Source organism: Sulfitobacter marinus, assembly GCF_900116285.1.
Classification (GTDB): Bacteria; Pseudomonadota; Alphaproteobacteria; order Rhodobacterales; family Rhodobacteraceae; genus Sulfitobacter; species Sulfitobacter marinus.
Genome location: NZ_FPAJ01000002.1, coordinates 22,828 through 48,880 on the forward strand (window position 1 = coordinate 22,828; position 26,053 = coordinate 48,880).

At 57.5% G+C, this 26,053-nt stretch carries 27 protein-coding genes; 20 read left to right on the forward strand and 7 right to left on the reverse strand.

The genetic code is table 11. The annotated features are described in order from the left end of the window. Nucleotides 1-1,146, forward strand: a complete 1,146-nt coding sequence (locus tag BM347_RS05530) for an iron-containing alcohol dehydrogenase (protein WP_093915468.1) — start codon at nucleotides 1-3, stop codon at nucleotides 1,144-1,146. A gap of 95 nt (nucleotides 1,147-1,241) precedes the next feature. Here the strand turns inward: BM347_RS05530 and BM347_RS05535 are convergent, their stop codons facing one another. Further along, complete coding sequence (locus tag BM347_RS05535; RefSeq protein WP_093915469.1) at nucleotides 1,242-2,360, reverse strand: Do family serine endopeptidase; 1,119 nt, start codon at nucleotides 2,358-2,360, stop codon at nucleotides 1,242-1,244. A gap of 158 nt (nucleotides 2,361-2,518) precedes the next feature. On the opposite strand from BM347_RS05535, the gene BM347_RS05540 reads away from it, so the two are divergent. The 6 genes from BM347_RS05540 (at nucleotide 2,519) to BM347_RS05565 (ending at nucleotide 8,266) form a co-directional block, all read left to right on the forward strand. Then, a complete protein-coding gene (locus tag BM347_RS05540; protein ID WP_093915470.1) occupies nucleotides 2,519-3,190 on the forward strand; it encodes a winged helix-turn-helix domain-containing protein in 672 nt (223 codons plus the stop codon). Further along, nucleotides 3,187-4,554 (forward strand): HAMP domain-containing sensor histidine kinase, encoded by a 1,368-nt coding sequence (locus BM347_RS05545; protein WP_093915471.1) that lies wholly within the window; start codon nucleotides 3,187-3,189, stop codon nucleotides 4,552-4,554. The genes BM347_RS05540 and BM347_RS05545 overlap by 4 nt, the downstream gene beginning before the upstream one ends. A gap of 87 nt (nucleotides 4,555-4,641) precedes the next feature. After that, complete coding sequence (locus tag BM347_RS05550; protein ID WP_093915472.1) at nucleotides 4,642-6,057, forward strand: cytochrome ubiquinol oxidase subunit I; 1,416 nt, start codon at nucleotides 4,642-4,644, stop codon at nucleotides 6,055-6,057. 10 nt (nucleotides 6,058-6,067) lie between these two features. After that, a complete protein-coding gene (gene cydB / locus BM347_RS05555) occupies nucleotides 6,068-7,075 on the forward strand; it encodes a cytochrome d ubiquinol oxidase subunit II (protein ID WP_093915473.1) in 1,008 nt (335 codons plus the stop codon). Continuing rightward, nucleotides 7,075-7,185 (forward strand): DUF2474 family protein, encoded by a 111-nt coding sequence (locus BM347_RS05560; protein ID WP_093915474.1) that lies wholly within the window; start codon nucleotides 7,075-7,077, stop codon nucleotides 7,183-7,185. Before cydB ends, BM347_RS05560 begins: the two co-directional genes overlap by 1 nt. Nucleotides 7,186-7,300: 115 nt before the next feature. Continuing rightward, nucleotides 7,301-8,266 carry an NADPH:quinone oxidoreductase family protein gene (locus BM347_RS05565; protein WP_093915475.1) on the forward strand — a complete coding sequence of 322 codons (966 nt, stop codon included), beginning with the start codon at nucleotides 7,301-7,303 and terminating at the stop codon, nucleotides 8,264-8,266. Here BM347_RS05565 and BM347_RS05570 read toward each other — a convergent pair. Beyond that, nucleotides 8,263-9,243, reverse strand: coding sequence for a DMT family transporter (locus tag BM347_RS05570; protein ID WP_093915476.1), 981 nt, complete (start codon nucleotides 9,241-9,243; stop codon nucleotides 8,263-8,265). The genes BM347_RS05565 and BM347_RS05570 overlap by 4 nt on opposite strands. A gap of 108 nt (nucleotides 9,244-9,351) precedes the next feature. Between BM347_RS05570 and BM347_RS05575 the strand changes: the two genes are divergently transcribed. The 10 genes from BM347_RS05575 (at nucleotide 9,352) to BM347_RS05620 (ending at nucleotide 18,009) form a co-directional block, all read left to right on the forward strand. Continuing rightward, complete coding sequence (locus BM347_RS05575) at nucleotides 9,352-9,867, forward strand: SRPBCC family protein (RefSeq protein WP_093915477.1); 516 nt, start codon at nucleotides 9,352-9,354, stop codon at nucleotides 9,865-9,867. Between the two features lie 63 nt (nucleotides 9,868-9,930). After that, nucleotides 9,931-10,860 (forward strand): ABC transporter ATP-binding protein, encoded by a 930-nt coding sequence (locus BM347_RS05580; protein WP_093916043.1) that lies wholly within the window; start codon nucleotides 9,931-9,933, stop codon nucleotides 10,858-10,860. After that, entirely contained in the window at nucleotides 10,857-11,618 is a 762-nt protein-coding gene (locus BM347_RS05585; RefSeq protein ID WP_093915478.1) for an ABC transporter permease, read from the forward strand. The genes BM347_RS05580 and BM347_RS05585 overlap by 4 nt, the downstream gene beginning before the upstream one ends. Before the next feature lie 53 nt (nucleotides 11,619-11,671). Continuing rightward, the gene (locus tag BM347_RS05590; protein ID WP_093915479.1) at nucleotides 11,672-12,469 is read left to right on the forward strand and encodes a S49 family peptidase; all 798 of its coding nucleotides are present in this window, start codon (nucleotides 11,672-11,674) and stop codon (nucleotides 12,467-12,469) included. 172 nt (nucleotides 12,470-12,641) lie between these two features. Then, on the forward strand, nucleotides 12,642-13,595 hold the full coding sequence (locus BM347_RS05595; RefSeq protein WP_093916044.1) for a calcium/sodium antiporter: 954 nt from the start codon (nucleotides 12,642-12,644) through the stop codon (nucleotides 13,593-13,595). A 10-nt stretch (nucleotides 13,596-13,605) separates the two neighbouring features. Further along, nucleotides 13,606-14,388 carry an SDR family oxidoreductase gene (locus BM347_RS05600; protein WP_093915480.1) on the forward strand — a complete coding sequence of 261 codons (783 nt, stop codon included), beginning with the start codon at nucleotides 13,606-13,608 and terminating at the stop codon, nucleotides 14,386-14,388. Between the two features lie 286 nt (nucleotides 14,389-14,674). Then, nucleotides 14,675-16,540 carry an excinuclease ABC subunit UvrC gene (uvrC, locus tag BM347_RS05605; protein ID WP_093915481.1) on the forward strand — a complete coding sequence of 622 codons (1,866 nt, stop codon included), beginning with the start codon at nucleotides 14,675-14,677 and terminating at the stop codon, nucleotides 16,538-16,540. 119 nt (nucleotides 16,541-16,659) lie between these two features. Then, nucleotides 16,660-17,319, forward strand: a complete 660-nt coding sequence (gene pgsA, locus BM347_RS05610; RefSeq protein ID WP_093915482.1) for a CDP-diacylglycerol--glycerol-3-phosphate 3-phosphatidyltransferase — start codon at nucleotides 16,660-16,662, stop codon at nucleotides 17,317-17,319. Continuing rightward, nucleotides 17,319-17,564 carry a molybdopterin converting factor subunit 1 gene (gene moaD, locus BM347_RS05615; RefSeq protein ID WP_093915483.1) on the forward strand — a complete coding sequence of 82 codons (246 nt, stop codon included), beginning with the start codon at nucleotides 17,319-17,321 and terminating at the stop codon, nucleotides 17,562-17,564. The genes pgsA and moaD overlap by 1 nt, the downstream gene beginning before the upstream one ends. A 1-nt stretch (nucleotide 17,565) precedes the next feature. Then, nucleotides 17,566-18,009 carry a molybdenum cofactor biosynthesis protein MoaE gene (locus BM347_RS05620; RefSeq protein ID WP_093915484.1) on the forward strand — a complete coding sequence of 148 codons (444 nt, stop codon included), beginning with the start codon at nucleotides 17,566-17,568 and terminating at the stop codon, nucleotides 18,007-18,009. On the opposite strand, the gene BM347_RS05625 is transcribed toward BM347_RS05620, so the two are convergent. From BM347_RS05625 to ubiA, 3 genes are all read right to left on the reverse strand, one after another. Beyond that, nucleotides 18,010-18,342 (reverse strand): hypothetical protein, encoded by a 333-nt coding sequence (locus BM347_RS05625; protein ID WP_093915485.1) that lies wholly within the window; start codon nucleotides 18,340-18,342, stop codon nucleotides 18,010-18,012. 1 nt (nucleotide 18,343) lies between these two features. Then, entirely contained in the window at nucleotides 18,344-20,233 is a 1,890-nt protein-coding gene (locus BM347_RS05630) for an OmpA family protein (RefSeq protein WP_093915486.1), read from the reverse strand. 62 nt (nucleotides 20,234-20,295) lie between these two features. Then, complete coding sequence (gene ubiA / locus BM347_RS05635; RefSeq protein WP_093915487.1) at nucleotides 20,296-21,270, reverse strand: 4-hydroxybenzoate octaprenyltransferase; 975 nt, start codon at nucleotides 21,268-21,270, stop codon at nucleotides 20,296-20,298. A gap of 12 nt (nucleotides 21,271-21,282) precedes the next feature. Here ubiA and BM347_RS05640 point away from each other — a divergent pair, with 12 nt between their 5' ends. From BM347_RS05640 to BM347_RS05650, 3 genes are all read left to right on the forward strand, one after another. Then, the gene (locus BM347_RS05640) at nucleotides 21,283-22,005 is read left to right on the forward strand and encodes a 16S rRNA (uracil(1498)-N(3))-methyltransferase (protein WP_093915488.1); all 723 of its coding nucleotides are present in this window, start codon (nucleotides 21,283-21,285) and stop codon (nucleotides 22,003-22,005) included. A 94-nt stretch (nucleotides 22,006-22,099) separates the two neighbouring features. Further along, nucleotides 22,100-22,627 (forward strand): hypothetical protein, encoded by a 528-nt coding sequence (locus BM347_RS05645; protein ID WP_093915489.1) that lies wholly within the window; start codon nucleotides 22,100-22,102, stop codon nucleotides 22,625-22,627. Nucleotides 22,628-22,714: 87 nt separating this feature from the next. After that, nucleotides 22,715-24,085, forward strand: coding sequence for a glutamate--cysteine ligase (locus BM347_RS05650; RefSeq protein WP_093915490.1), 1,371 nt, complete (start codon nucleotides 22,715-22,717; stop codon nucleotides 24,083-24,085). A gap of 76 nt (nucleotides 24,086-24,161) precedes the next feature. Here BM347_RS05650 and plsY read toward each other — a convergent pair whose 3' ends face one another. Further along, a complete protein-coding gene (gene plsY / locus BM347_RS05655; protein WP_093915491.1) occupies nucleotides 24,162-24,773 on the reverse strand; it encodes a glycerol-3-phosphate 1-O-acyltransferase PlsY in 612 nt (203 codons plus the stop codon). Nucleotides 24,774-24,775: 2 nt separating this feature from the next. Then, complete coding sequence (gene pyrC / locus BM347_RS05660) at nucleotides 24,776-26,053, reverse strand: dihydroorotase (protein ID WP_093915492.1); 1,278 nt, start codon at nucleotides 26,051-26,053, stop codon at nucleotides 24,776-24,778.

The following is a 26,053-nucleotide window of genomic DNA, read 5'->3' on the forward strand; positions in this document are numbered from 1 at the left end:
ATGGAGCTGAGAAACAACTGGTCTTATCCCACCGCGATGCGTTTTGGTGCGGGCCGCATTTCCGAGATCGGCGAGGCCTGCGCGGTCGCTGGGATCAGCAAACCGTTGCTGGTGACCGACAAAGGTCTGGCCACGATGGACATCACGACCCGCACGCTTGACCTGCTTGAGGCAGCGGGCCTTGGCCGGGCGATGTTTTCCGAAGTCGACGCCAACCCGACCGAGATCAACCTTGATGCGGGTCTGAAGGTCTACCGCGACGGGGGCCATGACGGCGTTGTTGCCTTTGGCGGTGGGTCGGGGCTTGATCTGGGCAAGATGGTTGCGTTCATGGCGGGCCAAACCCGTCCCGTTTGGGATTACGAAGATGTCGGCGATTGGTGGACCCGCGCCGACGCAGACGCCATCGCGCCGATCATCGCCGTGCCCACCACGGCTGGTACCGGATCAGAGGTTGGCCGCGCGTCGGTGCTGACCAATTCTGAAACCCACGTGAAAAAGATCATCTTTCATCCCAAGGTTTTGCCAACGGTCGTGATTTGTGATCCGGAACTAACAGTCGGGATGCCAAAGCACATCACCGCAGGCACTGGACTTGACGCCTTTGCCCATTGCGTCGAGGCGTTCAGCAGCCCGCATTACCACCCCATGAGCCAAGGTATCGCGCTGGAAGGCATGCGTTTGGTCATTGATTATCTGCCCCGCGCCTATGCCGATGGCACCGATATCGAGGCGCGGGCGCAGATGATGTCAGCCGCCGCAATGGGGGCCACGGCGTTTCAAAAAGGTCTGGGCGCGATCCATGCAATGAGCCACCCGATCGGGGCGGTGTTCAACACCCACCACGGCACGACCAACGCCGTGTGTATGCCTGCCGTGCTGGACCTGAACGAAAGCATGATCCGCGAACGGTTTGACCGTGCCGCAGGGTATCTGGGTATCAACGGCGGCTATGACGGGTTCCGTGCCTTTGTGCAGGATTTCAACGACAGCTTTGCCATCCCGCGCAAGCTGTCCGAGATGGGCGTCACCGCTGACCGAATGGATGATCTGGTCGCCATGGCATTGGAGGACCCGTCTTGCGGCGGCAATCCTGTAACCTTGACCTCTGACAATCTGCGCAAGCTGTTCGAGGCAACGATTTGAACTGATCAAAAAATGCCCCGATAGGTTTGCTATCGGGGCATACAGGCTGGAGTGTGACTGCCAGCTTGAACGAGGCAAGCCCGCTGGCAGCTCTGTTATGCGTCTTGCGCGGCCAAGGTGCCGATCTTGACAGCGCGGGTCACTTCCTTGCCCCGGTGCAGAACCACCACATCAGCCGTTTGATCAGGGTCCGTATCTGCCACGGCGCGGGTCAGATCACGCAGCTCGTCAATCTCGGTGCCGTTGAAGGACAGAATGATATCACCCTTTTTCAGCCCTGCCTTTTGCGCGGGGCTATTGTCGCTGATGGCTTCGATAACGGCCCCTTTGGGCGCGTCATAACCCAATACCTGCGCAACCTCGTCGGTCATCGGACGAATTTGAATGCCCAGCCAGCCGCGTGTGATCGACCCGTCATCGGCCAGATCGGCAACGATGTTTTGCACCAGATCGGACGGTACGGAAAAACCGATCCCGACAGACCCGCCACCGGGGGACAGGATCGCGGTGTTGACGCCGATCACTTCGCCATCGTTGTTAAACAGCGGCCCGCCCGAATTGCCACGGTTGATCGCCGCATCGGTCTGGATGAAATCATCATATGGGCCTGCGTTGATGTTGCGCGATTTGGCCGAGATAATGCCGGTGGTCACCGTACCGCCAAGGCCAAAGGGATTGCCCATGGCCACCACTTCGTCGCCCACACGCATGCTGTCGGACGATCCAAAGGTCACGGCGGGCAGGTCAACATCAGCCTCGATTTTCAGCAGTGCAATGTCGGTCAACGGATCGCTGCCAACGACTTTGGCCTCAAAACTGCGGCCGTCGGATAGTTTGACGGTCACTTTGTTCGCGCCGTCGACCACGTGGTTATTCGTCACAATCTGACCGTCGGTTGAGATAATAAACCCTGAACCAAGGCCCTGAACCGGCTGCGCCTCGGCCCCTTGGCCGGGCATCATTTGTTCAAACCGCTTGCGCAATTCTTCGGGCATGCCTTGGGGCAATTCAATTTGTGTTTGGGGTTTCGTGGCTGTTCCTGTCACTTCGATAAACACCACCGACGGCGATATCGTTTCGACCAGATCAGCATAGCCGCCTGCGGGAACCGCCAATGCGGTGGTGGGGGCGATTGCGACCAAAGAAGTCGAAGCCAAAGCGGCAGCCAACACAAGGGGCAATGCGCGGCGGGGTGATTTCGTTAAAGATGTCATGTCTGGTTCCTCACATCATTGGTATGCTCCCCACATGGCTGTCCGTTGTTACAGGGCGTTTTTGCCCCATATACAAATCTGTAAGATTGCTTTGCAGGGCTGCCTGACGCCTGTTTTTTAGGGTAGCGCCAAGGTATGGCTTGGACGGAACGGATGAAATGAAACTGCTTGTAGTAGAAGACGATGCCACCACGGGCACCTATATCGCGCGCGGTTTGCGCGAAGAGGGGCATACTGTTGATCTGGTGACGGATGGTCGCGAGGGGCTGTTTCAGGCCACATCGGGCAGCTATGACGTGTTGATCGTTGACCGTATGCTGCCAGAGGTCGATGGGCTGGCGCTGGTCAAAACGCTGCGCGGTGCGGGCAACACCACGCCTGTATTATTTCTGACCGCAATGGGCAGTGTCGATGACCGGATCAGCGGCCTGAATGCGGGCGGCGACGATTATCTGGTCAAGCCGTTTGCCTTTGGCGAGTTGTCAGCACGGGTCGCGGCCTTGGCCCGGCGGCCCCAAGCGCTCGAGCAGGAAACCGTTCTGCGCGCGGGCGACCTTGAGATGCATTTGATTACCCGCAAGGTCACGCGGGCGGGGCAAGAGATTGATTTGCTGCCACGTGAATTTGCGTTGTTGGAGCATCTGTTGCGCCGCAAAGGCAGGGTGCAGACTCGCACCATGTTGCTTGAGGCGGTTTGGGACATCAGCTTTGACCCGATGACCAATGTTGTCGAAACCCACATCAGCCGTCTGCGCGCCAAAGTGGATAAACCGTTTGAGCGTGAATTGATCCAGACCGTGCGCGGCGCGGGCTACAGGATCGATGGATGAGGGGCCGCATACGTCAGCTTTGGCGGTCCATGCCGGTTCGATTGGCGCTGCTTTTGGTGCTGTTGTTTTCAACCGTTAGTTTGATCAGCCTTTTGGCCAGCTACGCCGTGACCCAAAATTCGTTTGAAACAGCAATCCGCGCCGATCTTGAACAAGACATCGCCGGGTTTCGGGCCGCGCCGAATGCGCGGGCGGTATCCTTGTTGGTGGATGCTGAATCGCGCGATACCGACCCCAGCCGCGTGATCCTCAGCTATATCACACCAAGCGGACAGTTATTCGGCAACGGGGCCATCGCACGCGACGACGAAGGCTATCACATCGTTTCCCTCGCCAAGGGGCAGGCGCAATATGATGGAGAGTATTTATCGCTGACGATACGGCTTTACGGGGGGCAGTTGACCGTCGCGCGCAGCCTTGCCCAAGTCGAGGCGTTGCGCGTTGTATTCTTTAACATCCTGTTGCTTAGCCTTTTGCCCACCGTTCTGATTGCCTTGTCGGGGGGGCTTTACCTCGCGCGGCGCAGCAAACGCCATGTCGAGGTCATTGGCGGTATGTTGGACGATCTGACCAATGGCGATCTGTCGGCGCGCGTGACAATGGGGCCGCGTTGGGCTGATGATCTGGTGCGCATTGGCGGCAAGCTAAACCAGATGGCCAGCGCGCAAGAGGCGCAGACCCAGATGTTGCGGCAGGTATCATCGGATATCGCGCATGATCTGAAGACGCCGATCCAACGGGTTGCCGTGCATCTGGATGATCTGGCCCGCAGCATTCCGCCTGCGTCAGAGGAAGGCGCATTGCTGGGGCAGGTCCAAGACGAAGTTGCCGGCATCGCATCGGTCTTCCAATCGCTGCTGCAGATTGCTTCGGTGGAATCTGGGTCGCCCAAGGCGCATTTCGCACCTGTCGATCTGAACGAACTCTGCCGGACTATGACCGAGGTCTATGAACCCGCGGCTACTGCCAATGACCAGTCGTTGGTTTGCACGGTACCCGATCAAACGGTTCAGGTGGCGGGCGACAAAAACCTGCTGGGGCAGGTGCTTGCAAATCTGGTGGAGAACGCGATGCGCCACACCCCAAAGGGCAGTGAGATCACGGTAAACCTTGCACAACACGCAGGCCACGCGGTGTTAGAGATCGCAGATAACGGCCCCGGCATTCCGGCGTCTGAGCGTGAAAACGTGGTGCGGCGTCTGTACCGGCTTGACCGCAGCAGGCACACGCCGGGCAACGGTTTGGGGCTAAGTCTGGTTGAGGGTGTCGTAAAGCTGCACGGCGGCGATTTGGCATTGCTGGACAATGGGCCGGGCCTAAAGGTCAGGATTGATTTTCCAACATATTCACCTGCGGCAATTTGATATTGTGACACTGGCCAAGGATTAGATTAGATCTAAGTCCATCAATGCAAAAGCACCCCTTTTGCATTCAATGACGAAAGGTTCGTTATGTTAGATGGGTTTTCTGCCGAGGTTTTGGCGCGGGTCCAGTTCGCCTTTACCGTATCATTCCACATTATTTTCCCGTCATTCTCGATCGGGTTGGCCAGCTTTCTGGCCGTCCTGAATGCGCTTTGGTTGTGGACCAAGGACGACACATATCAGGTTCTGTTCGACTACTGGAAAAAGATATTTGCCGTGGCTTTCGGCATGGGCGTCGTGTCGGGCATTGTCATGTCCTATCAATTTGGCACCAACTGGGCTGTGTTCTCGGACAAAGCGGGGCCAGTGATCGGGCCGTTGATGGCCTATGAGGTGCTTTCGGCATTCTTTCTTGAGGCCGGATTTCTCGGCATCATGCTGTTTGGCCTGAAACGCGTGGGGCCGGGGCTGCACATGTTTGCGACCGCAATGGTGGCCTTTGGCACGTTGCTATCGGCCACTTGGATCTTGTCGGTGAACAGCTGGATGCAGACACCTGCGGGTTACGGCATCAACGAGGTGGGGCAATATATTCCACTGGATTGGTGGAAGATCGTCTTTAACCCGTCGTTCCCGTATCGCTTGGTACACATGGTTTTGGCGGCCTATCTGACGACGGCGCTTGTGGTCGGCGCGGTCGGCGCATGGCATTTGTTGAAAGACAACAAAGGCCCGGCATCGCAACGCATGTTTTCGATGGCGATGTGGATGTTGCTGTTTGTGACGCCGCTGCAAATTGCCGCTGGGGATTTCCACGGCATCAACACATTGGAACATCAGCCCGCTAAGGTGATGGCAATGGAAGGCCACTTTGACAGCCATCCGGACGGTGCGCCGCTGATCCTGTTCGGCATCCCGAACCAAGCGGAAAAGCGTGTGGACTATGCTGTCGAGGTGCCCAAACTGTCATCACTGATCCTTAAGCATGATCTGGACGCGCCGCTTGCCGGTCTGGATACCATCCCTGATGAGGACGAGCCGCCCGTGGCAATCGTGTTCTTTTCGTTCCGGGTGATGGTCGGTTTGGGTTTTGCGATGCTGGGGCTTGGTTTGTGGGGTGCAGTTATGCGGTGGCGCGGAAAACTACACAGCAGCCCGATGCTGCACCGTGCGGCCATCGTGATGGGGCCGATGGGGTTCGTCGCGGTTCTGGCGGGCTGGATTACCACCGAAGTTGGCAGGCAGCCGTTCACCATCTACGGGCTTTTACGCACCTCTGACAGTTTGGCACCGGTCAGCGCACCAGCCGTCGCAGCGTCCCTTACCGCGTTTATTATCGTCTACTTTTTCGTCTTTGGCGCGGGTGTCTATTACATTCTGCGTTTGATGGGGAAACGGCCCAAGGTGGGTGCCACCGAGGATATTACAGACGGGCCAATTCGCACGGCGGGCACAACCCAGGTCGCGCATAAAGGCCACAAAAACCAGCGCCCAGCGGAATAGGAGAGATACCATGTTTGGACTTGAACTTTCTTTCATCTGGGCGGGGCTCATCGCGCTGTCGGTTTTGATCTACGTGATCCTTGACGGGTTTGATTTGGGTGTCGGCCTGCTGTTCCCACTGTCCAAGGACGAGGAAGAGCGTAACCTGATGATGAATTCGGTCGCGCCGATCTGGGACGGGAATGAAACCTGGCTGGTGCTGGGCGGCGGCGGTCTTTTCGCTGTTTTCCCGCTGGCCTATGCCACGATCATGCCTGCGCTATACATGCCGATCATCCTGATGCTTCTGGGGTTGGTGTTTCGCGGCGTCGCCTTTGAATACCGCTGGCGCACGACGCGTTGGAAAGGGCTTTGGGATATCTCATTCTTTGGCGGGTCCTTTGTCGCGGCGTTCTGTCAGGGCATCGCGTTGGGCGCGCTGGTCCAAGGGATCGAGATTGAAAACCGTGCCTATGCGGGCGGTTGGTGGGATTGGCTGACGCCGTTTTCCATCCTGACCGGCGTCGCGGTGACGATGGGCTATGCCATGTTAGGGGCGACTTGGCTAAATATGAAGCTTGAGGGCCGCATTCAGGCCCATATGCGGCGGCTGGCATGGCCCTTTGCCATCGCCACCGTGGTCTTCATGGGCATCTTCAGTATTTGGACACCGTTTCTGGATGGGGAGTATTACATTCGCTGGTTCGCCTTCCCCACGGCCATCTTTACGTTTCTGGTGCCTGCCTTGGTTGCTGTTGCTGTTTTCGGACTGTTCCAAGGCCTGCGGCGACACTGGGATGTGACGCCCTTCCTCTGCGCGTTGGCCTTGTTTGTGCTGGGGTTCATTGGCATCGGCATCAGCTTTTACCCCCATATGGTGCCGCCATCGCTGACCATTGCCGAAGCGGCGGCACCTGACAGCAGTTTGAAGTTCGCACTGGTCGGCACATTGGTCTTGCTGCCGATGATCCTGTCTTACACCGCCTACACCTATTGGGTGTTCCGCGGCAAAATTGACCCTGCCGAAGGGTATCACTGATGGGGCGCAACTGGCTGTCCAGAACCGGGTGGTTTGTGCTGATCTGGGTGCTAAGCGTGCTGGCCCTTGGTATTGTCGCCTATGCGATCCGGTTGGCGATTGTCCCGTAACGCAAGGTAATTAAGCGGATTGGCATCGGGCCAGCGGACGGGGTTGCAAAACCGCCGATCCTCTGGCCCTTTTGCGTCCAGATTTATTGACGGACCAGCCCGAGGAATTCCCCCCATGCGCGCCATGCAAGTCACCGCCTATGATCAGCCGCTTAGTCTGCAAGACCTCAAGGTGCCAACGCCTGGCCCCGGTGAGGTATTGGTGAAGGTTGAAACCTGCGGTTTGAACTTTGGCGATCTGCTGCTGATCAAGGGGACCTATCAGGAAAAGCCAGCGCTGCCGTTTACCTTGGGGATGGAATTGGCCGGAACCGTGACGGCGGTGGGCAAAGGGGTACAGGGCCTCGCAGTGGGCCAGCGCATCGCAGCCTACAGCGGCTTTCACGGCTTGGCAGAATACGCCGTGGTTCCCGCTGACATTTGCGTGGCCATTCCGGACGAGATGAACGCCGTCGATGCGGCAGCCTTTCTGATCGCTTATGGCACCAGCCACGTGGCGCTAGACTATAAGGCGCGGTTGCAACCCGGTGAACGGCTTTTGGTTCTGGGCGCATCGGGCGGTGTGGGTCTGACGGCGGTTGAACTGGGCAAGCTGATGGGGGCGGAGGTCATCGCCTGCGCCCGCGGTCAGGCCAAGCTGGATATTTGCCGCGCGGCGGGCGCGGACCATCTGATTGATTCCGAAGTTGATGACATCCGCGAAGTCGTCAAATCACTGGGCGGTGCCGACGTGGTCTATGACCCGATTGGCGGTGATCAGTTCAAGGCTGCCATGCGCGCCTGCAACCCCGAGGCACGATTGCTGCCGCTTGGCTTTGCCTCGGGCGAGGTGCCGCAGATCCCCGCGAATATCGTCATGGTGAAGAACCTGAATATCCTTGGCCTGTTCTGGGGCGGGTATAAAAAATTCAATCCCAAGGTGTTGACCGACAGCTTTAGAACGCTGATTGATTGGTATGTTGCGGGCAAGTTGAAGCCCCATGTCAGCCATGTGTTGCCGTTGGAACAGGCGAACGAGGCGCTGGAGCTGCTGCGCAGCCGCAAGGCAACCGGTAAGGTTATTGTGCGCGTATCAGATTAACCGTTGCGCAGTGGCAGTTTGCGCAAGGATGCGCGGGCCTTTTGACGTTCGCGCAGAAACACGAACAACCCCGACCCCAAGATCAACGCGATGCCAATCCAGACTTCCCACTGGGGCAAGTCGCCAAAGATCACCAGCCCCCAGAACACCGCCAGCGGCAGGCCGATGTATTCGAACGGGGCTACGGTGGCCACGTCGGCAATGCGGTAGGCTTGGCTTAGGCAATAGCCGATCACGGCGGCGTTCAGGCCCAGACCTAAGAACACCCAGAAGTCGCCCGTATCTGGCCAAACCCATGCGCGCAGCAGAAACTGCATGGACGGCGCGCTGCCATCGGTGGCAAAGCGGCCATCGCCTGCGACAATAAAGAACCCGATCGAGACAACTAAGAACGTGCCTTGGATATAGATTGCTAATGCCGACGCCTTGCTGTGCACGCCAAGCTTGCGGGTCATCACCTGGTTCAACGCATAAGTCAGCGCAGCCACGACAGGCAGCAACAGCACCACCCGCGAGGTTTGCATGCTTTCAGCATCCGCCCAAGGGCGCTGCATGATGACGACCCCCAAAAAGCCGACCGCGACCGCGCTCAACCGCATAATGCCTACTTTTTCGCCAAGGATCGGTATCGATAGCAATGTGATGAAAAGCGGTGCCACAAAAAATAGTGCGGTCGCATCGGCTAAGGGCAAGGCCGCCAAGGCCAGAAAGAAGGTCATATTCGCGATGACCACAAAGAGGCCGCGTACAAGATGCCAATGCCATTGCGAGGTCTTTAGAATGCGCCACCCGCCTTCGAGTTGAACAAAACCAAGGCCGAACAGAATCCCGATAAAGGCCCGCGCAAAGACGATTTCATGCAAAGGATAGCCACCTGACAACTGCTTTATCAGCATGTCGTTGATCGAAATGGCGAACACGCCCGCAAAGATAAAGGCGATTGCTGCGCTGGATTGGCTCTGTGCATTTGCATTCATATCGAAGACCTATCAGCTATACACACCCTGTCCAGCGTGTTTCCGTCTTGGCCTGCGTATTGCAACTGGGCTAGGCTTGCGGAAATATCGCCTCAGGAGGATACGCCAATGCAAATGTCAGACACGCGCCAGATCGCGGCCAGCCCAGACGAGGTTTACGCAGCATTGCTGGACCCCGATATGCTGATCCAATGTGTGCCCGGTGCGACCGAAGTCACCGGATCGCCCGAAGAGGGCTTTGAGGCGACCGTGGTGCAAAAGGTCGGACCGGTCAAAGCGACCTTTAAGGGCCAAGTTGCAATGTCTGATTTGGTGCCGGGGCAATCGCTTAAGATCAGCGGCGAAGGCAAGGGCGGCGCAGCAGGCTTTGCCAAGGGCGGTGCAGATGTCAGGCTGTTGGCCAAGGATGGTGGGACGGAATTGAGCTATGACGTGGAGGCCAAGGTCGGCGGCAAGCTGGCGCAGCTTGGTAGCCGGATCATTGATGGGTTCGCCAAGAAAATGGCCGATCAGTTCTTTAACAACTTGCAAGAAGCCCTTGAAGGACCTGCCGACGCGGATGCAGAGGATGTCGTAGCGGAGGCCCCTAAAAAGAAAGGTTGGTTTGGTCGGGAAAAGTCCTGAACTAACCCCCTGTTATCTCGGCTCTAATCAGTTTAGCTTTCGGGAAAATTCCCGGAGACTATGATGTCTGATATTGTCGAAATCTATGATTTGCGCAAAGCCTATGATGACGGGTTCGAGGCGCTTAAAGGTGTCACGCTCAACATCAAGAAGGGTGAGATTCTCGCGCTTCTTGGCCCCAATGGTGCGGGTAAAACGACCCTTATTTCAACGGTTTGCGGCATCACCACATCGACCAGTGGCAGCGTGAAGGTAGACGGCCACGACACGGTATCCGACTACCGCGCGGCGCGGTCGATGATCGGTTTGGTCCCCCAAGAGATCAACCTTGAGCCGTTTGAGACGGTGATGAGCACCGTAAGGTTTTCGCGCGGCTTGTTTGGCAAACCCAAAAATGACGTGGCGCTGGAAAATATCCTCAAGCAACTGTCACTCTGGGACAAGAAAGACACCCAGATTCGGGCGTTGTCGGGGGGCATGAAACGCCGTGTGTTGATCGCAAAAGCGCTGGCGCATGACCCGCGCGTTTTGTTCTTGGACGAACCGACTGCTGGCGTGGACGTGGAATTGCGTCGTGACATGTGGGAGATCGTGGCCGAGTTGAAAGCCGACGGCGTGACGATCATCCTGACCACCCACTATATCGAGGAAGCCGAAGCAATCGCAGACCGTATCGGCGTGATCGCCCATGGCGAATTGCTGCTGGTCGAGGACAAAGACAAGCTGATGGCGCGCATGGGCAAAAAGCAACTGACCGTGCAGCTGTCCAAGCCGATTAAGAAGCTACCGGCCCGCTTGAAGTCTGACGCATTGGTGCTGGCATCCGATGGGGCAAGCCTGATCTATACATATGATACACGCGCCGAACGCACGGGCATTACCAAATTGCTGTCTGATGTTGCCGCGGCGGGTCTTGTGCTGACCGATATTGAAACGTCCCAAAGCAGTCTGGAAGACATCTTTGTGGATCTGGTAAAGGAGGATGCAGCATGAACTGGATCGCTGTTTCATCCATCTATAAATTCGAGATGACCCGCTTTTTCCGGACGATCACGCAAAGCTTTGTTTCGCCGGTCTTGTCGACATCGCTGTATTTTGTCGTCTTCGGTGCCGCCATCGGCAGCCGCATTCAAGAAGTCGAAGGCATCAGCTATGGGGCATTCATCGTGCCGGGCCTGATCATGCTGAGCGTCATTACACAGTCGATTTCGAACGCGTCCTTTGGCATCTATTTTCCCAAATTTATTGGCACAGTGTTTGAACTGCTGTCGGCACCGATCAACTTTATCGAGATCGTGCTGGGCTATGTTGGCGCTGCTGCGACCAAGGCGCTGTTCATCGGGGTTATCATTCTGGGTACGGCGTTCTTTTTTGTCGATATCACGATCCAGCACCCCGTCTGGATGGTTCTGTTTCTGGTGCTGACCTGTGTCAGCTTTTCCTTGTTTGGTTTTATCATCGGGATTTGGGCCGGCAATTTTGAACAGCTTCAATTGGTGCCGCTCTTGATCATCACACCGCTCGTGTTTTTGGGCGGGTCGTTTTATTCGATCACGATGTTGCCGCCTGTTTGGCAGGTGATCTCGCATTTCAATCCGGTGGTTTATTTGATCTCGGGGTTCCGCTGGTCCTTTTTCGGGGCGGCGGATGTACCGATTTTGATCAGCCTCTGCGCGATTGCCGGGTTCACTGCGCTATGTCTCGCCGTGATTTGGTGGATTTTCCGCACCGGGTGGCGGATTCGGCAATAAGTATCGTGAGGTCCTTCTTGTTTGAGAACGATACGCGTTCTACATGGAAGAGTATGAGAAAATACATCCCCTTTATGTCGTCGCACCCCGTCGTTGCGGTTGTTCGTCTGTCTGGCGTGATTGGCGGCCGTGGTCGCGGCGCTTTGAACGATGAAAGCATCGGACCCGTCCTAGAAAAAGCGTTCCGGCGCGGCAAACCAGCGGCGGTCGCCCTTGAAATCAGTTCCCCCGGCGGGAGCCCGGTGCAGTCGTCTTTGATCGGGGCGCGGATCAGACGTCTGGCTGCAGAAAAAGACATTCCCGTCATCGCCTTTGTCGAAGATGTGGCTGCCTCAGGCGGGTACTGGCTGGCGGCGGCGGCGGATGAAATCTATGGCGACCCAAGTTCGATTGTTGGTTCAATCGGTGTGATCTCGTCTTCCTTTGGAGTGAACGAACTGATCAACCGCCACGGCATCGAACGGCGCGTTTACACCGCCGGGCAGTCCAAATCGATGCTTGACCCGTTCCGCCCCGAAAAGGCCGAAGACGTCGCGCGATTGAAAGCCTTGCTTGGCGATATTCACACCAATTTCATCGATCACGTCACAGAGCGGCGCGGCGACAAACTGGATACAGAAACGGATTTGTTCACCGGCGAAATCTGGTTGGCCAAACGTGCCACCGAATTGGGGCTGATCGACGGCATTGGCCACCTGCAGCCCATGCTTAAGGAACGCTTTGGCGATAAGGTGAAATTCGCACGCTACGGCAGCAGGAGAGGCCTGTTGTCACGGTTTGGTGCGCAGATTATAGGCGATGCCATAGGCGGCATTGATGAACATGCTGCCTATGCGAAATTCGGCCTGTAGATATGGTTCTTAAGATCGTTCTGCTGTTTCTGGTCGCGATGGGTGTCCTTGCCTGGTTTGGTAAGATGCATTGGATTGGCGGCAAACGGTTCAGTCAATCAAAGTGCAAGTTCTGCGGTCGTTACCGCATTGGTAAAGGCCCCTGTGGCTGTGGGGGTAAAAGCGGATGATCATGCCATGGCTGCTAAGTATTCTGGGGCTGGTAATCCTGCTTTTGTCGGGTGACGCCTTGGTTAAAGGGGCGGTAAACCTGTCGCTGCGATTGGGTGTTCCTGCGTTGATCGTTAGTTTGACGATTGTCGCATTCGGCACCTCTGCGCCGGAACTGCTCATCTCGATCAAGGCGATATTGGACGACGCGCCGGGCATTGCGCTTGGCAATGTTGTTGGGTCGAACACAGCAAATATTCTGCTTGTGCTGGGGGTGCCTGCGTTGCTGGCCACGATGCACACGTCGGAATGCAGCACACGCAAGACCTATAATATGATGATCACGGCATCGGTCATCTTTATCTTGCTGGCTTTGCGTGGGGTCTATGATTTCTATGCGGGGGGCGTTTTGCTGACCTGCCTTGCCTATGTGTTATTCGATGCGGTTTGCGACTCTCGGCAACACCGCCGCGACAGTAAGGGCGGGTGCGCCGCTGGCATGGAAGAACCCGAAGGCGCGGACCCGGATATGCCGGGCTGGCGCATTGCTGTGTTCCTCGTGCTGGGTCTGGTCGGCTTGCCCTTGGGCGCGGGATTGTTGGTAGATAATGCATCGATGATCGCGCGGGCTTATGGCATCAGCGATACGGTGATCGGCTTGACCCTTGTTGCGATTGGTACGTCGCTACCGGAACTTGCAACCACAGTCATGGCCGCACTGCGCCGTCAGGCTGATGTGGCATTGGGCAATGTCATCGGATCGAACATGTTCAACCTGTTGGGTATCATCGGGGTGGCAAGCCTTGTTGGCCCGATCGAGGTGGACCCGCAGTTCATGCGCTTTGACTTTTGGGTGATGTTGGGTGCGTCGTTGCTGCTGATCCCGTTTGTCTATTGGCGTCAGGATATCACCCGTGTTTGGGGTATCGTTCTATGCGGACTATATGTGTTGTACTTAGGTGTCATTCTGATCTGAGAGAGACCACATGAAGAAGACTGCATTGGTAACGGGTGCCGGTGCGCGGCTAGGCCGTGCTATGGCGCTGTATCTTGGTGAACGCGGCTATGATGTCGCAGTGCATTACAACACGTCTTCTACGGGCGCAGACGAGGTTGTTGCTGCGCTTGAGGCGATGGGCCAGCGCGGCGTTGCTGTGCAAGCGGACCTGTTGAACGAAAACGAGACCCAGAGCCTGTTTTCCCGCGCCGTGGCGGCGTTAGGCGCGCCGATCACCTGTCTGGTGAATAACGCCTCAATTTTTGAACATGACACGGTCGAGACCGCAACGGCCGAAAGCTGGGACCGCCACATCGGAAGCAACCTGCGCGCGCCGTTCATCCTGACCCAAGCGATGGCAAAGCAGGGCCTTGCCCCTCTGACGGACCAAAATGGCGACCCGAAGGCATCTGGCTTGATCCTGAATATGCTTGATCAACGGGTGCGAAAGCTGACCCCGGATTTCATGACCTATACGATTGCCAAGATGGGTCTGTGGGCCATGACGCAGACCACGGCGCAGGCCTTGGCCCCTGCGATCCGGGTGAACGCCATCGGTCCGGGACCAACGTTACAAGGGGCGCACCAAACAGCGGATGGCTTTGAAAAACAGCGCGCGCGGGTACTGCTGGAACGCGGGCCGAACCCCGAGGATATCACCGCCGCGCTTGGCTATTTTCTGGACGCGCCATCGGTTACGGGGCAGCTGTTGTGCACGGATGGCGGAGAGCATTTGGCATGGAAGACGCCTGATATTCATGGGTTTGAGTAGACCTGACGGCGAAAGTTTTGCACTTTGACAGATGCGTTTACAAATCTGTAACAAATAATGTCGTGTTTTCAGTAGTTTGACTGTCGGTGGCGGAAATGTGGCGCAATTACAGGCATTTGGGGGTGTGCCTAAAAATTAGGCATTTGATGGAAGTCTGCCGAAAACAAGGAAAAACACGGCTTCGCAGAAAGTTATCTGCAAGGTTATCCACAGGAGTCGGGGGTATGTTTCGTATTGTCCCTGACCGCGAACCATTGCAGCACAGGACCAAGAGATCAGCGAATCGATGACGGTTAAAGACGAAATCCCAAAGACCGGCTATGAGGTCATCCAAAGCTACCTGAAGACCATTGACGGGTCTCCGGGGGTGTACCGCATGTTGGATGCTGAAAGCCGGGTCCTCTATGTCGGCAAGGCCCGTAATCTGCGGGCGCGGGTCAGTAATTACGCGCGGCCGTCAGGGCATTCGGGACGCATCACGCGGATGATATCGAACACCGCGTCGATGATGTTTCTGACGACAAAAACCGAAACCGAAGCCTTGCTGCTGGAACAAAATCTGATCAAGCAACTCAAGCCCAAGTTCAACGTGCTGCTGCGCGACGATAAAAGTTTTCCCAATATCCTCGTCACGGACGATCAAGACTATCCGCAGATCAAAAAGCATCGCGGCGCGAAGAAAGAAAAGGGCAGCTACTATGGCCCCTTTGCCAGCGCGGGGGCTGTGAACCGCACATTGAACCAGTTGCAGCGGGTGTTCTTGTTGCGCGACTGTTCCAACGCGATGTTCGAAAGCCGCACGCGCCCGTGTTTGCAACATCAGATCAAGCGGTGCTCGGCCCCTTGCGTGGGCAAGATCAGCCCCGAGGAATACCAAAAGACCGTTCAGGACGCGCAGAAGTTTCTGAACGGGAAATCGACAGACATCCAAGGTCGGCTTGCCTCAGAAATGGCCAAGGCATCCGAGGAGATGGAGTTTGAGCGCGCCGCGGCCTTGCGCGACCGGATCAAAGCGCTGACTCAGGTGCAGACCGCCCAAGGGATCAACCCGCAAGGGGTATCCGAGGCGGATATCATCGCGTTGCATATGGCGCAGGGGCAGGCCTGTGTTCAGGTGTTCTTTATCCGGGCGAACCAGAACTGGGGCAACCGTGACTATTATCCGCGCGTCGGCCCCGATGTGGACGCCGCCGAGGTGCTGGAGGCCTTTATCGGCCAGTTCTATGACACCCGCGAACCGCCCCGTCAGTTGATCCTGTCAAACGAGGTCGAGAACATGGATCTGATGGCAGATGCGTTGTCGGGGAAACTGGGGCGCAAGGTTGAACTCCTCGTGCCCAAGCGTGGGGAAAAGGCCGAGCTGGTCGATGGTGCGCTGCGCAATGCGCGCGAATCCCTTGCGCGCAAGATGGCCGAAACCGCGACGCAGGCGAACCTGCTTAAGGGGCTAGCCGAGGCGTTTGATCTGGACGGACCACCCCAGCGGATCGAGGTTTACGATAACTCGCATATTCAAGGGACCAATGCGGTGGGGGGCATGATTGTGGCCGGCCCTGACGGGATGATGAAAAACCAGTACCGCAAGTTCAACATTCGCGGCGAGGAGCTGACGCCCGGCGATGACTTTGGCATGATGAAAGAGGTGCTGACACGGCGGCTCAAACGGTTGCTGAAAGAAGATCCGGATCGCAGTCTGGGCATGTGGCCCGAACTGCTGCTGATTGACGGCGGGGCAGGGCAGGTCAGCGCGGTGGCGTCCATCATGCGCGAATACGGGGTCGAGGATATCCCGATGGTGGGGGTTGCCAAGGGCGTAGATCGCGATGCGGGTAAGGAAGAATTCTACCGCGTCGGCAAACGCCCCATGGCGCTGCGCCACAATGATCCGGTGCTTTACTTTATCCAGCGTTTGAGGGACGAGGCGCACCGCTTTGCAATCGGGACACATCGGGCCAAGCGGGCCAAGGCAGTCGGTGCGACACCGCTGGACGATGTGCCGGGTGTTGGCGCGGCGCGCAAGCGGGCTTTGCTGGCGCATTTTGGATCGGCCAAGGCGGTGGGCCGGGCGAATCTAAATGATTTGCTGGCGGTCGAGGGGGTCTCTCGTGCCTTGGCTGAACGCATATATGCGTTTTTTCACGAGGGTGGGTGACTAGATTGCAGGTTGGTTGCTGTATCTGCATTGGGACGCTCCGCGGGGAGTTTATTTGGCAAAATGAAGAAGATATCTTGGTGCTTCCCCCCCGCTGGTTCGCGCTGTAGGGTGCGGATATGAAGTGGAATATTCCAAATACGCTGACGTTGTTACGTATGATCGCTGCGCCCGGTATTGCGGTGCTGTTTTTGTTCTTGTCGCGGCCCTATGCCGACGCTTTTGCGATGTTTTTGTTCATCGCCGCGGCGGTGACGGATTGGTTTGACGGCTATCTGGCGCGCGCATGGAAGCAAGAAACAAAGCTGGGTGCGATGTTGGACCCGATTGCCGATAAGGCGATGGTGGTGATTGCGCTGATGGTGATCGTTGCATTTTCCAGCTGGTCGCCGTGGCTGGTGCTGCCTGCGACAGTGGTTTTGTTCCGCGAAGTATTCGTGTCAGGCCTGCGTGAGTTTCTGGGCGATGTTTCAGGAACGTTGAAAGTGACCAAGCTGGCCAAGTGGAAAACCACCGCGCAGATGGTCGCGATTGCGGTATTGTTCAGCCAGGGCGTTTTTGAGCATTACTTTGGTATCTCTGACATCGGGATCGATATGATTTCGGGGGAGCCGACAGGTATCGGGCTTGAGTATGAGCTGATCGGTCATGATATGGACCTTGAGATCTGGGCCGGTCGGGTCGGGTTGGTTCTGTTGTGGATTGCTGCCGCACTGACGGCGATCACAGGGATCGATTATCTGCGCAAGGCCTTACCGCATTTGACGGAGCCGAAGTAATGGACATTCTGTATTTTGCCTGGGTGCGAGAGCGGATCGGTGTTCCGCGTGAGCAGATCGAGACATCTGCCGCCACGGTGATGGATTTGGTTGCAGAGCTACGGGCGCGCGAAGAACGTTATGCGTTGGCGTTCTCGGAGCTTGCCAGTCTGCGGGTCGCCGTTGATCAAGAGTTGTCTGATTTTGATGCCCCCTTGGTCAATGTGCGCGAGGTTGCGTTTTTCCCGCCGATGACCGGAGGCTGACATGCATATTTCGGTTCAGCGGGAGGCCTTTGATCTGGGTGCTGTGTCGGATGATTTCGCGCGGGGGCACACGGATATGGGTGCCATCGTGACATTCACCGGCATCGTGCGCGATCTGCCCGATGACCCGTTACAAGCGATGGAGATCGAGCATTATCCCGGAATGACCGAAACGGCGCTGCGCGGCATGGCTGAGCAGGCAATCGCGCGGTTTTCATTGGGCGACGCGTTGGTCATTCACCGCCATGGGGTTTTGGCACCCGGAGAAATGATCATGATGGTTGCAACTGCCGCGCGGCACCGCAAAGACGCGTTCGAGGCGGCGGAATTCTTGATGGATTATCTGAAATCCCGCGCGCCCTTCTGGAAACGTGAAATCACCAAGAGCGGTTCGGAGTGGGTCGCGTCGAAAGATGAGGACGAAGACGCGCTGGCCCGCTGGTGATCAATCGGCCTGCTGCTGCTGGCGTTCGATAAAGGTGCGCATTTCTTCGGCCTCTTGGCGGGCGTCGCGCAATCCGTCCATTGCCGCCCGCAATTCCGCCTCGGTCTGGCTGAGCTGGTTGGTCAGCTCTGCCTCGCGTTGTTGGAGATAGGTGATTGCCTGATCGCGGGTTTCCTCGGCCTCGTGGAGTTCCTGGCTCATCCGGTCCAGTTCGGCCACATCACCTGCGGCGACCCGCGTGAAGCGGTGTAAAAGCCAATTGGCAAACCAGCCCAAGCTAAAGGCGACGAACAGGACAATCGCAGTGGCGATGATAAACTCGGTTCTGCTCATGTTAGTCGCCTTCCTGCGTGGTCGTTGATGCGTCGGGCTTTGTATCGCCTGTATCCTCAGCGTTTTCCAGCGCTGTTTCATTTGTTTCGGGCTGGATCAGGCGGAACTCAATCCGGCGGTTCGCCTCGCGGCCCTCTTCGGTGTCGTTCGGGGCAATCGGGTTTTCTTCACCAAAACCGGTTGCGGTGAAGGACGCGGTTAGCACGCGGCGGGCGCGCAGTTCATTCAGGACCGATTGCGCGCGTGACTGGCTAAGGGCAAGGTTCATTTCCTCGCGGCCCTGACTGTCTGTATAGCCTTGGACTTCAAGCGCGATACTACCGCATTCTTTCAAGATTTCGGCGATCTGGTCCATGGTCCCCAAGGCGGATGCGTCGATTGTGGCGCTACCGGGTTCAAAGGTGATTTTACCTTTGGCAATAACGTCGCCAATCTGCGCCTCGCATTCTTCGGGGGTGGGCAGGCTCAGTACAGGATCCAGCCGTTCTTGATACGCTACGGCAACGTCATAGTCCTGGCTTTCGCCCAGTTTTCCGGCCAGCAAGGTCGCGATCTGCGATCCGGCATCCGGGTTTCCGGTATTGCCCGTGACGCTTATGCTGTCGGGGGTCACAATGACGGTGCCGTTTTCCAGTTTCGCCAAGGCATCCAGCCCTGAAAGCACGCGCGTGGACCAATCACTGGGCAGACCCTCGACGACGCGGGCGGCGGTGTACACCTTGTCTGATCCAAAATTGGCCTTGGCGTAGCTGTCGGCCAAGTTGCGCAGGGCCTCATCGCTTAGGCGGCCGCGCAGCTGCACATCGCCTGTGGGCGATAGTGTTGCGACAAATTCAGGGGGGCCAGCATTGGGGTCGGCTGCGACGGGCAGCTTGGCGGTCAGGGCGAATACATCGGGGAGTGAGGTTTCCAGCTCTCCGATCACGCGGTCGAACAGCGCCTGATCGGCCCCTTCTTCTGCGATCAGGTGAATGTCGGCGTCAACAAAGCTGACCGACCCGCCACCAATTTCGGCAAGCGCAGCAATCGCAGTTTCAACCGCATCGGCCCAACGTGGGGTTGGCACACCCATACCCACGGTGCAGCGTTGCCCGTCGGGGGCGCCGGCCTTTACGGCTGCTTTCAGGATTTGGTCGCGCGCGGCTTCGGTATCGGCGCTGCACGCGTCAAAATCGGTCTCTTCTTCGCTGATCTGGAACCGCAGGGTAAAGGGCGTGATCACGGGGCGTGGGGCCGCGATGTTCAACGTCACATTCAAGCCGGGCGGGGTCGCACGGCGCAGTTGGGTTTCAAGCCGTGCCTTGGCCTCGGCGCTGTCTGAAATAGCGGTGATGATCACGCGGCCTGCGGAGACCGACACTTTGGCGCGGGGTAGCTGTTCCATTGCTGAAATCGCAAACCCGAACGCGTCCTCCCAACCATGGGGGGACGGATAATTCGCGGATTCAAGGAAATCAGCCACGTGGTCTTTGCCGGCCATGGCGTTAAAGCTTTCGATGGCGGCGTCTCGGTCGGTGGTGGTTGGGATCAGCCCGCTGATGGACACGCCGGAATCGTTGCGCAGGATTTCGGCTGAAAACCGCGGTGCTGCGATGGCTGCTTGGGCTTCTACCGCCATCAGGTCGATCACGCGCGCTGCGTCGACAACTGTGCCTGCGGTGCTGAGCGCGTTAAAACGCACAACCTCGTTTGGAGCAGTGCCAGAAAGCGTCACCTGAAGGCCGTCTGCCTCGACCTCTGCCCATGTCATGCCTTGGCGATCGAGCGCGTTACGCACACCGATTTCAGAGTTGTCTTCGATCAGCGTGACCGAGAAATTTGCCGCAACAAGAGACAGGGCTGCAGCGACTGAAAATGTTAGCGCGATGATCAAAATGGCAGACAGACGCATAAGTTCATTTCTGGGATCGTTAAAGTTAACAAGGTGATACGCGGGGGAACTGCGCTGTGCAATCAGGCCAACAGCGCTGCTGCAAAAAATAGTAGCGGAATTATGCCAGTATCACGGTTAACATGAAATAACTTGAGCAACTTATTGTTATTATTGATGTCCAAGCCCCGCAATTGCCAGGCCATATGCCAGCCCATTGCCCACGGACCTGCAAGCGCCAGAACCATCGCAAGGAACGACCCGTTGTCACGTAGGGCAAAGATGACGGCCAGCCCCATGAGCCCGACGCATGCGACGAGAAAACGGCGCATCCATTGCGGGGTAGCGTCCCCAAAAAGCCGTGCTGTAGATTTGATTCCGATCAAAGCGTCGTCTTCGGTATCAAGGTGCGCATAGATCGTGTCGTAAAAAAGCGTCCACGCGATGCCCGCAGTGTAAAGGAGGACGGCAGGTGCCCCGAGCGATCCAGTATGCGCGGTCCACGCAAGTAATGCGCCCCAGTTGAACGCAATGCCCAAGAATACCTGGGGCCACCATGTGAAACGCTTGGCGAATGGATAAACCGCAACCGGTAAGAGCGCGAGAATGCCCAAGGCAACTGCGGCTGTATTAAACGTTAGCAAAATACACAATGCGATCAGGGCCTGAGCACACATCCACGCAACCGCGCCTTTAACGCTGACCTGCCCTGACGGGATCGGGCGCGAGCGTGTGCGCGCCACCTGTGCATCAAAGTCGCGGTCGGTAATGTCGTTCCACGTGCAGCCCGCCCCGCGCATCAACCACGCGCCCAAGGCGCAGCCGACGAATATCCACAGATCAAACCAGCGCGGCTGTTGATCTGATAGCATGGCCAGCAATAACCCCCACCAACAGGGCAGCAACAGCAGCCACGTTCCGATCGGGCGATCTGCACGGCTAAGCCGCAGATAGGGGCGGGTAAAACCGGGTGCAAAACGATCAACCCAATTGCCAGCTACTGCATCTGCGACAGGCTCATTTTCGGTGCCATCTGGTACAGTTGGGTCGTCTTGCATATATCCGTGCCTATGAATGCGAAAATTAGACTTTATGTAGAGCATGCCTTGGGTCAGGGGCAATCGGTTCCTTTGGAGAAGGCGCAGGCGCATTACCTTTTCGGGGTGATGCGGCAGGCCGAAGGTGCGCATGTGCTGTTGTTTAATGGCACCGATGGCGAATGGCTGGCGCAAGTCACTCAAGCGGGCAAACGTGGCGGTGTTCTGACCTGTGTCGAGATGACGAAACCTTTGCAGATGCCACCCGATCTGTGGTTGATCTTTGCGCCGATCAAAAAGGCGCGGACAGATTTTATTGTCGAGAAGGCTGCCGAAATGGGCGCGTGTCGGATCGTGCCGGTGCAGACTGATTTCACCAATTCTGGCCGTGTGCAACGCGATCGGTTGCAGGCCCACGCGGTTGAAGCCGCCGAGCAATGTGGCGGGACATTCGTGCCGGAAGTGGCTGAGATGGTCAAATTTGACCGTCTGTTGGATCAGTGGACGCCGGAGCGGTCCCTGATGTTTTGTGACGAGGCCTTGGTGGGTCAAGATGCAGGATTGGGCGCAGCAAAAACCGGACCTTGGGGGATTTTGATCGGGCCCGAGGGCGGGTTTTCGGACCGCGAACGGGCGCGGTTGCGGGGGCTTGAGTATACGCAGCCGGTTACCTTGGGGCCGCGGATCCTGCGGGCCGATACGGCTGCGGTTGCTGCGATGACGGTGTGGCAGCAAGCCTTGGGGGATTGGTCTTGAGCGTTAAACCTGTGTCGACCGATACCCAAGTGGGGGTTGCACACCCCCACACCCCCGTGGAGTTTATTCGGCAAAATGAAGGTAGGGTGGAACTATGAGTTTTTTGCGCCCAGAGGCGAAAGCAGAGTTGTGGCGGTGGCGCGAAGTTCTTTGCGGCGCAGCCGTTATCCTGCTGGGACTGTGGCTGGTTGCTGGCCCCGGTCTTTTGCTGGCGGTACCGGGATATGCGTTGATTGCAGGCGGCGTGGCGTTTGTCTGGCTGGGTGTGCAGCGGGTTCGGTTTCGTAAATCAGGCCATGGGGCCGGTGCTGTGCAGGTGGACGAGGGGCAAATCGCCTATTTCGGTCCGTTGACCGGCGGGGTTGTCGCATTGCGTGAGATGGAGCGGCTGAGCCTTGTGCGTGGATCCTATCCGGCCCATTGGAAGTTGGAGCAGCCCGGACAAAGTGCCGTGATGATCCCTGTGGACGCGGCGGGCACAGATGCCCTGTTTGATGCCTTTGCTGTCTTGCCAGGGTTGAAAACCGAACGGATGCTGGCCGAACTTGCCGATGATAAGACGCTTTCGGTGGTGATCTGGGAACGACAATCAATGCGCCCCGCAAGCACCCTGTTGCATTGACACCCCCGAGAATTCGAACCATCCCTAACGAACACTTGAATTACTTTTGCCCTGACACCTAGCGAAACAATCCCGGAGCCTCCCCTTATGTCTATCCCTCAATCCGGCGGCGGCCCGATCGAAAATCATGCGCAGCTGGCGCAGTATCTGGCAGATGGCTGCAAGCCCAAAGAAGACTGGCGCATCGGCACGGAGCACGAGAAATTCGGCTACAACAAAGAAACGCTTTTGCCGCTGCCCTATGAGGGGGTCTGTTCCATTCGCGCAATGCTTGAGGGGTTGCGCGATGGCCATGGTTGGGCCCCTGTCGAAGAGGGGGGCAAGTTGATTGGTTTGGTCAAGGACGGTGCGAATGTATCGTTGGAACCGGGCGGCCAGCTTGAGCTGTCAGGTGCGCCGGTTGAGACCATCCACGAGACCTGCGACGAGGTGAACGTGCATCTGCGCGAAGTCCGCGATGTGGCGGACCGTATCGGCGCAGGGTTTATCGGTTTGGGTGCTGCACCGGAATGGACCCACGAGCAGATGGATCTGATGCCCAAGGGACGTTACAAACTGATGAACGACTACATGACCAAGGTTGGCACGATGGGCCGGGTCATGATGCGCCGCACCTGTACCGTGCAGGTGAACCTTGATTTTGGATCAGAGGCCGACATGGTGCAAAAGCTGCGCGTTGCCTTGGCATTGCAGCCGGTTGCGACAGCGCTGTTTGCGAATTCCCCGTTTTTTGAGGGCAAGCCAAACGGTCATAAATCATGGCGCAGCCGGGTATGGCGGGACCTGGATCCCGCGCGTACCGGCATGTTGCCTTGGGTCTTTGAAGACGGCATGGGGTTCGAACGTTGGGTGCAATACGCCTTGGATGTCCCGATGTATTTTGTTTACCGCGACGGGCAGTATATTGACGCATTGGGCCAGTCGTTCCGTGATTTCCTGAAGGGCAAACTGCCCGCATTGCCGGGTGAAATACCGACGCTCAGCGATTGGGCGGACCATCTGACGACGGCCTTCCCTGAGGCGCGGATCAAGAAATTCATAGAAATGCGCGGTGCGGATGGTGGTCCTTGGCGGCGCTTATGTGCCTTGCCCGCGTTTTGGGTCGGTTTGATGTATGATCAAACCGCGTTGGATGGCGCGTGGGATTTGGCTAAGGGCTGGGATGCAGAGACCCGCGAAGGGCTGCGGGTCGCGGCATCGGTCGACGGCTTGCAGGCTGAATTCAACGGCGTGAAAATGCATGATCTGGCCCGCGAAGTTGTGGCGCTGTCAGAGCATGGGTTGAAAGCACGCGCCCGCACGGGGGCCGGAGGCTTGGTCCCGGACGAGACCCATTTCCTGAACGCGCTGAAGGAAAGCATCGAGACCGGCAAAGTCCCGGCGGATGAGTTACTGGACGATTACAACGGTAAATGGAATGGTGACCTGAGCCGGATTTACGCTGAATATTCCTACTAAGGGGCAGGGGCCGCAGGCAGATTTGTCTGCGGTATTGAGTCAGGGGCGTTTCGGCAAAACCGGTTAGCGGTGGGCCTTAGGCTTTCTTTGCGCCGATCTTCGGCTCGGTGCCTGCTCTGATCCGTTTGATATTCTCGCTGTGACGCCAAAAGATCAGCAGGGTCAAAATGACGCCAAGGAAAAATGCGCTTCCGTAGCCAAGGGCGACCAGGAATATAGTCGAGGTGGATGCGGCAGCAATCGCGCCCATCGACGAAATGCGTGTGACCAGCGCGCCAATCAACCATGCCAGACAACAGGCCAGACCGGCGGGCCATGCCAGCGCCAAGATCACGCCGAGGAAAGTTGCGACGCCTTTGCCGCCTTTGAATTTCAGCCAAATGGGATAGCAATGCCCGATCATGGCGGCCAGCCCTGCGACCTGTGCGGCATCTTCGCCAGCAAACAAACGGGCCAGCAAAACGGCAGCGGCCCCTTTGGCCCCGTCTAGGACCAAGGTGAGTGCAGCGGCGGTTTTATTTCCGGTGCGCAGCACATTGGTGGCCCCGATATTGCCGGATCCAATCGCGCGCAGATCACCCAAATTCATCACGCGTGCCAGCAGCAGGCCAAATGCGATTGAGCCGATAAGATAGCCAAGCACAGCCCAGAGAGAGAGCACGGCGAGCGATGAATCGATGATGGGCATGGTTACGAGGCCTTATAAATACTTTTACCGGAAACATAGGTTTCCAAGACCTTACCCTGCATGCGCATGCCATCAAAGGGCGTATTGCGCGATTTCGAGCGCAGGGTTTCTCGGTCCATTACAAAGGGCGCACCATCGTCAAACAGCACCAGATCGGCGGGCGCTCCGGCACTCAGGCGGCCCCCGGGCAGGCCCAGCCGTTTAGCAGGATTAAATGACAAGGCCCGCCACAAGGTCGCGATGTCCATCATGTCAGAATGTACCAGCCGCAGGGCGGCGGGTAGCAAAGTCTCAAGACCGACTGCACCGGATGCTGCTTCCTCGAAGGGGAGGCGTTTGGATTCCTCATCTTGTGGGGTGTGCATGGAACAGATGATATCAATCAGCCCTGATGCAACAGCCTCGACCACGGCGATGCGGTCGTCTTCGTCACGCAATGGGGGCTTAAGCTTGAAGAACGTGCGGTAGTCGGCCACGTCCAGCGCATTCAGCGTCAGATGATGAATGCCAATGCCAGCGGTCACATCCAGGCCGTTCTTTTTCGCACGCTCAAGTGCGGGCAGGGCGCGGGCGGTGGTGATCTGGTCTGCGTGGTAGCGGGCACCGGTCATCTCGACCAAGGCGATGTCGCGGTCCAGCCCCATGCGTTCGGCCATCGGGGATACGGCGGGCAACCCGCGCAGGGATGCGAACTTGCCTGAAGTGGCCGCTGCACCTTTGCTGAGGATCGGCTCTTGGGGGTGGGCGATAACCAGCGCGCCCAAACTGCGGGCATAGGTCAACGCGCGCGAGAATACTTTGGTGTCGGTGATCACGCGGTCGCAATCGGTAAAGGCGATGGCACCTGCATCCATCAGGAACCCGATTTCGGTCATCTCGCGGCCGTCGCGGCCTTTGGTCAGCGCGGCCATGGGCACCACGTTCACCGGTGCGGCCTCGTTTGCGCGGCGGGTGACAAATTCCAATACTTCGGGGCTGTCGATTGATGGATCGGTGTCGGGGCGGGTAATCATCGTGGTGACGCCGCCCGCCGCGGCGGCCAATCCGGCGGATCGAAAACTTTCCTTGTGACGTTCGCCCGGCTCGCAAACTTTGACGCCCAGATCGACAATGCCGGGGGCCAGATATTTGCCGCGACAATCCACGACCGTGCTGTCACCCGGAACGGGGGCGCCCTCGGGCAGGATCGCCGTGATTTGCCCCCCCTCGACCCGCAGGGTGCCGTGGGTCACAGTGCCCGCTTCGGGGTCGATCAGTTTCGCGTTCACAAAGTGCAGCAT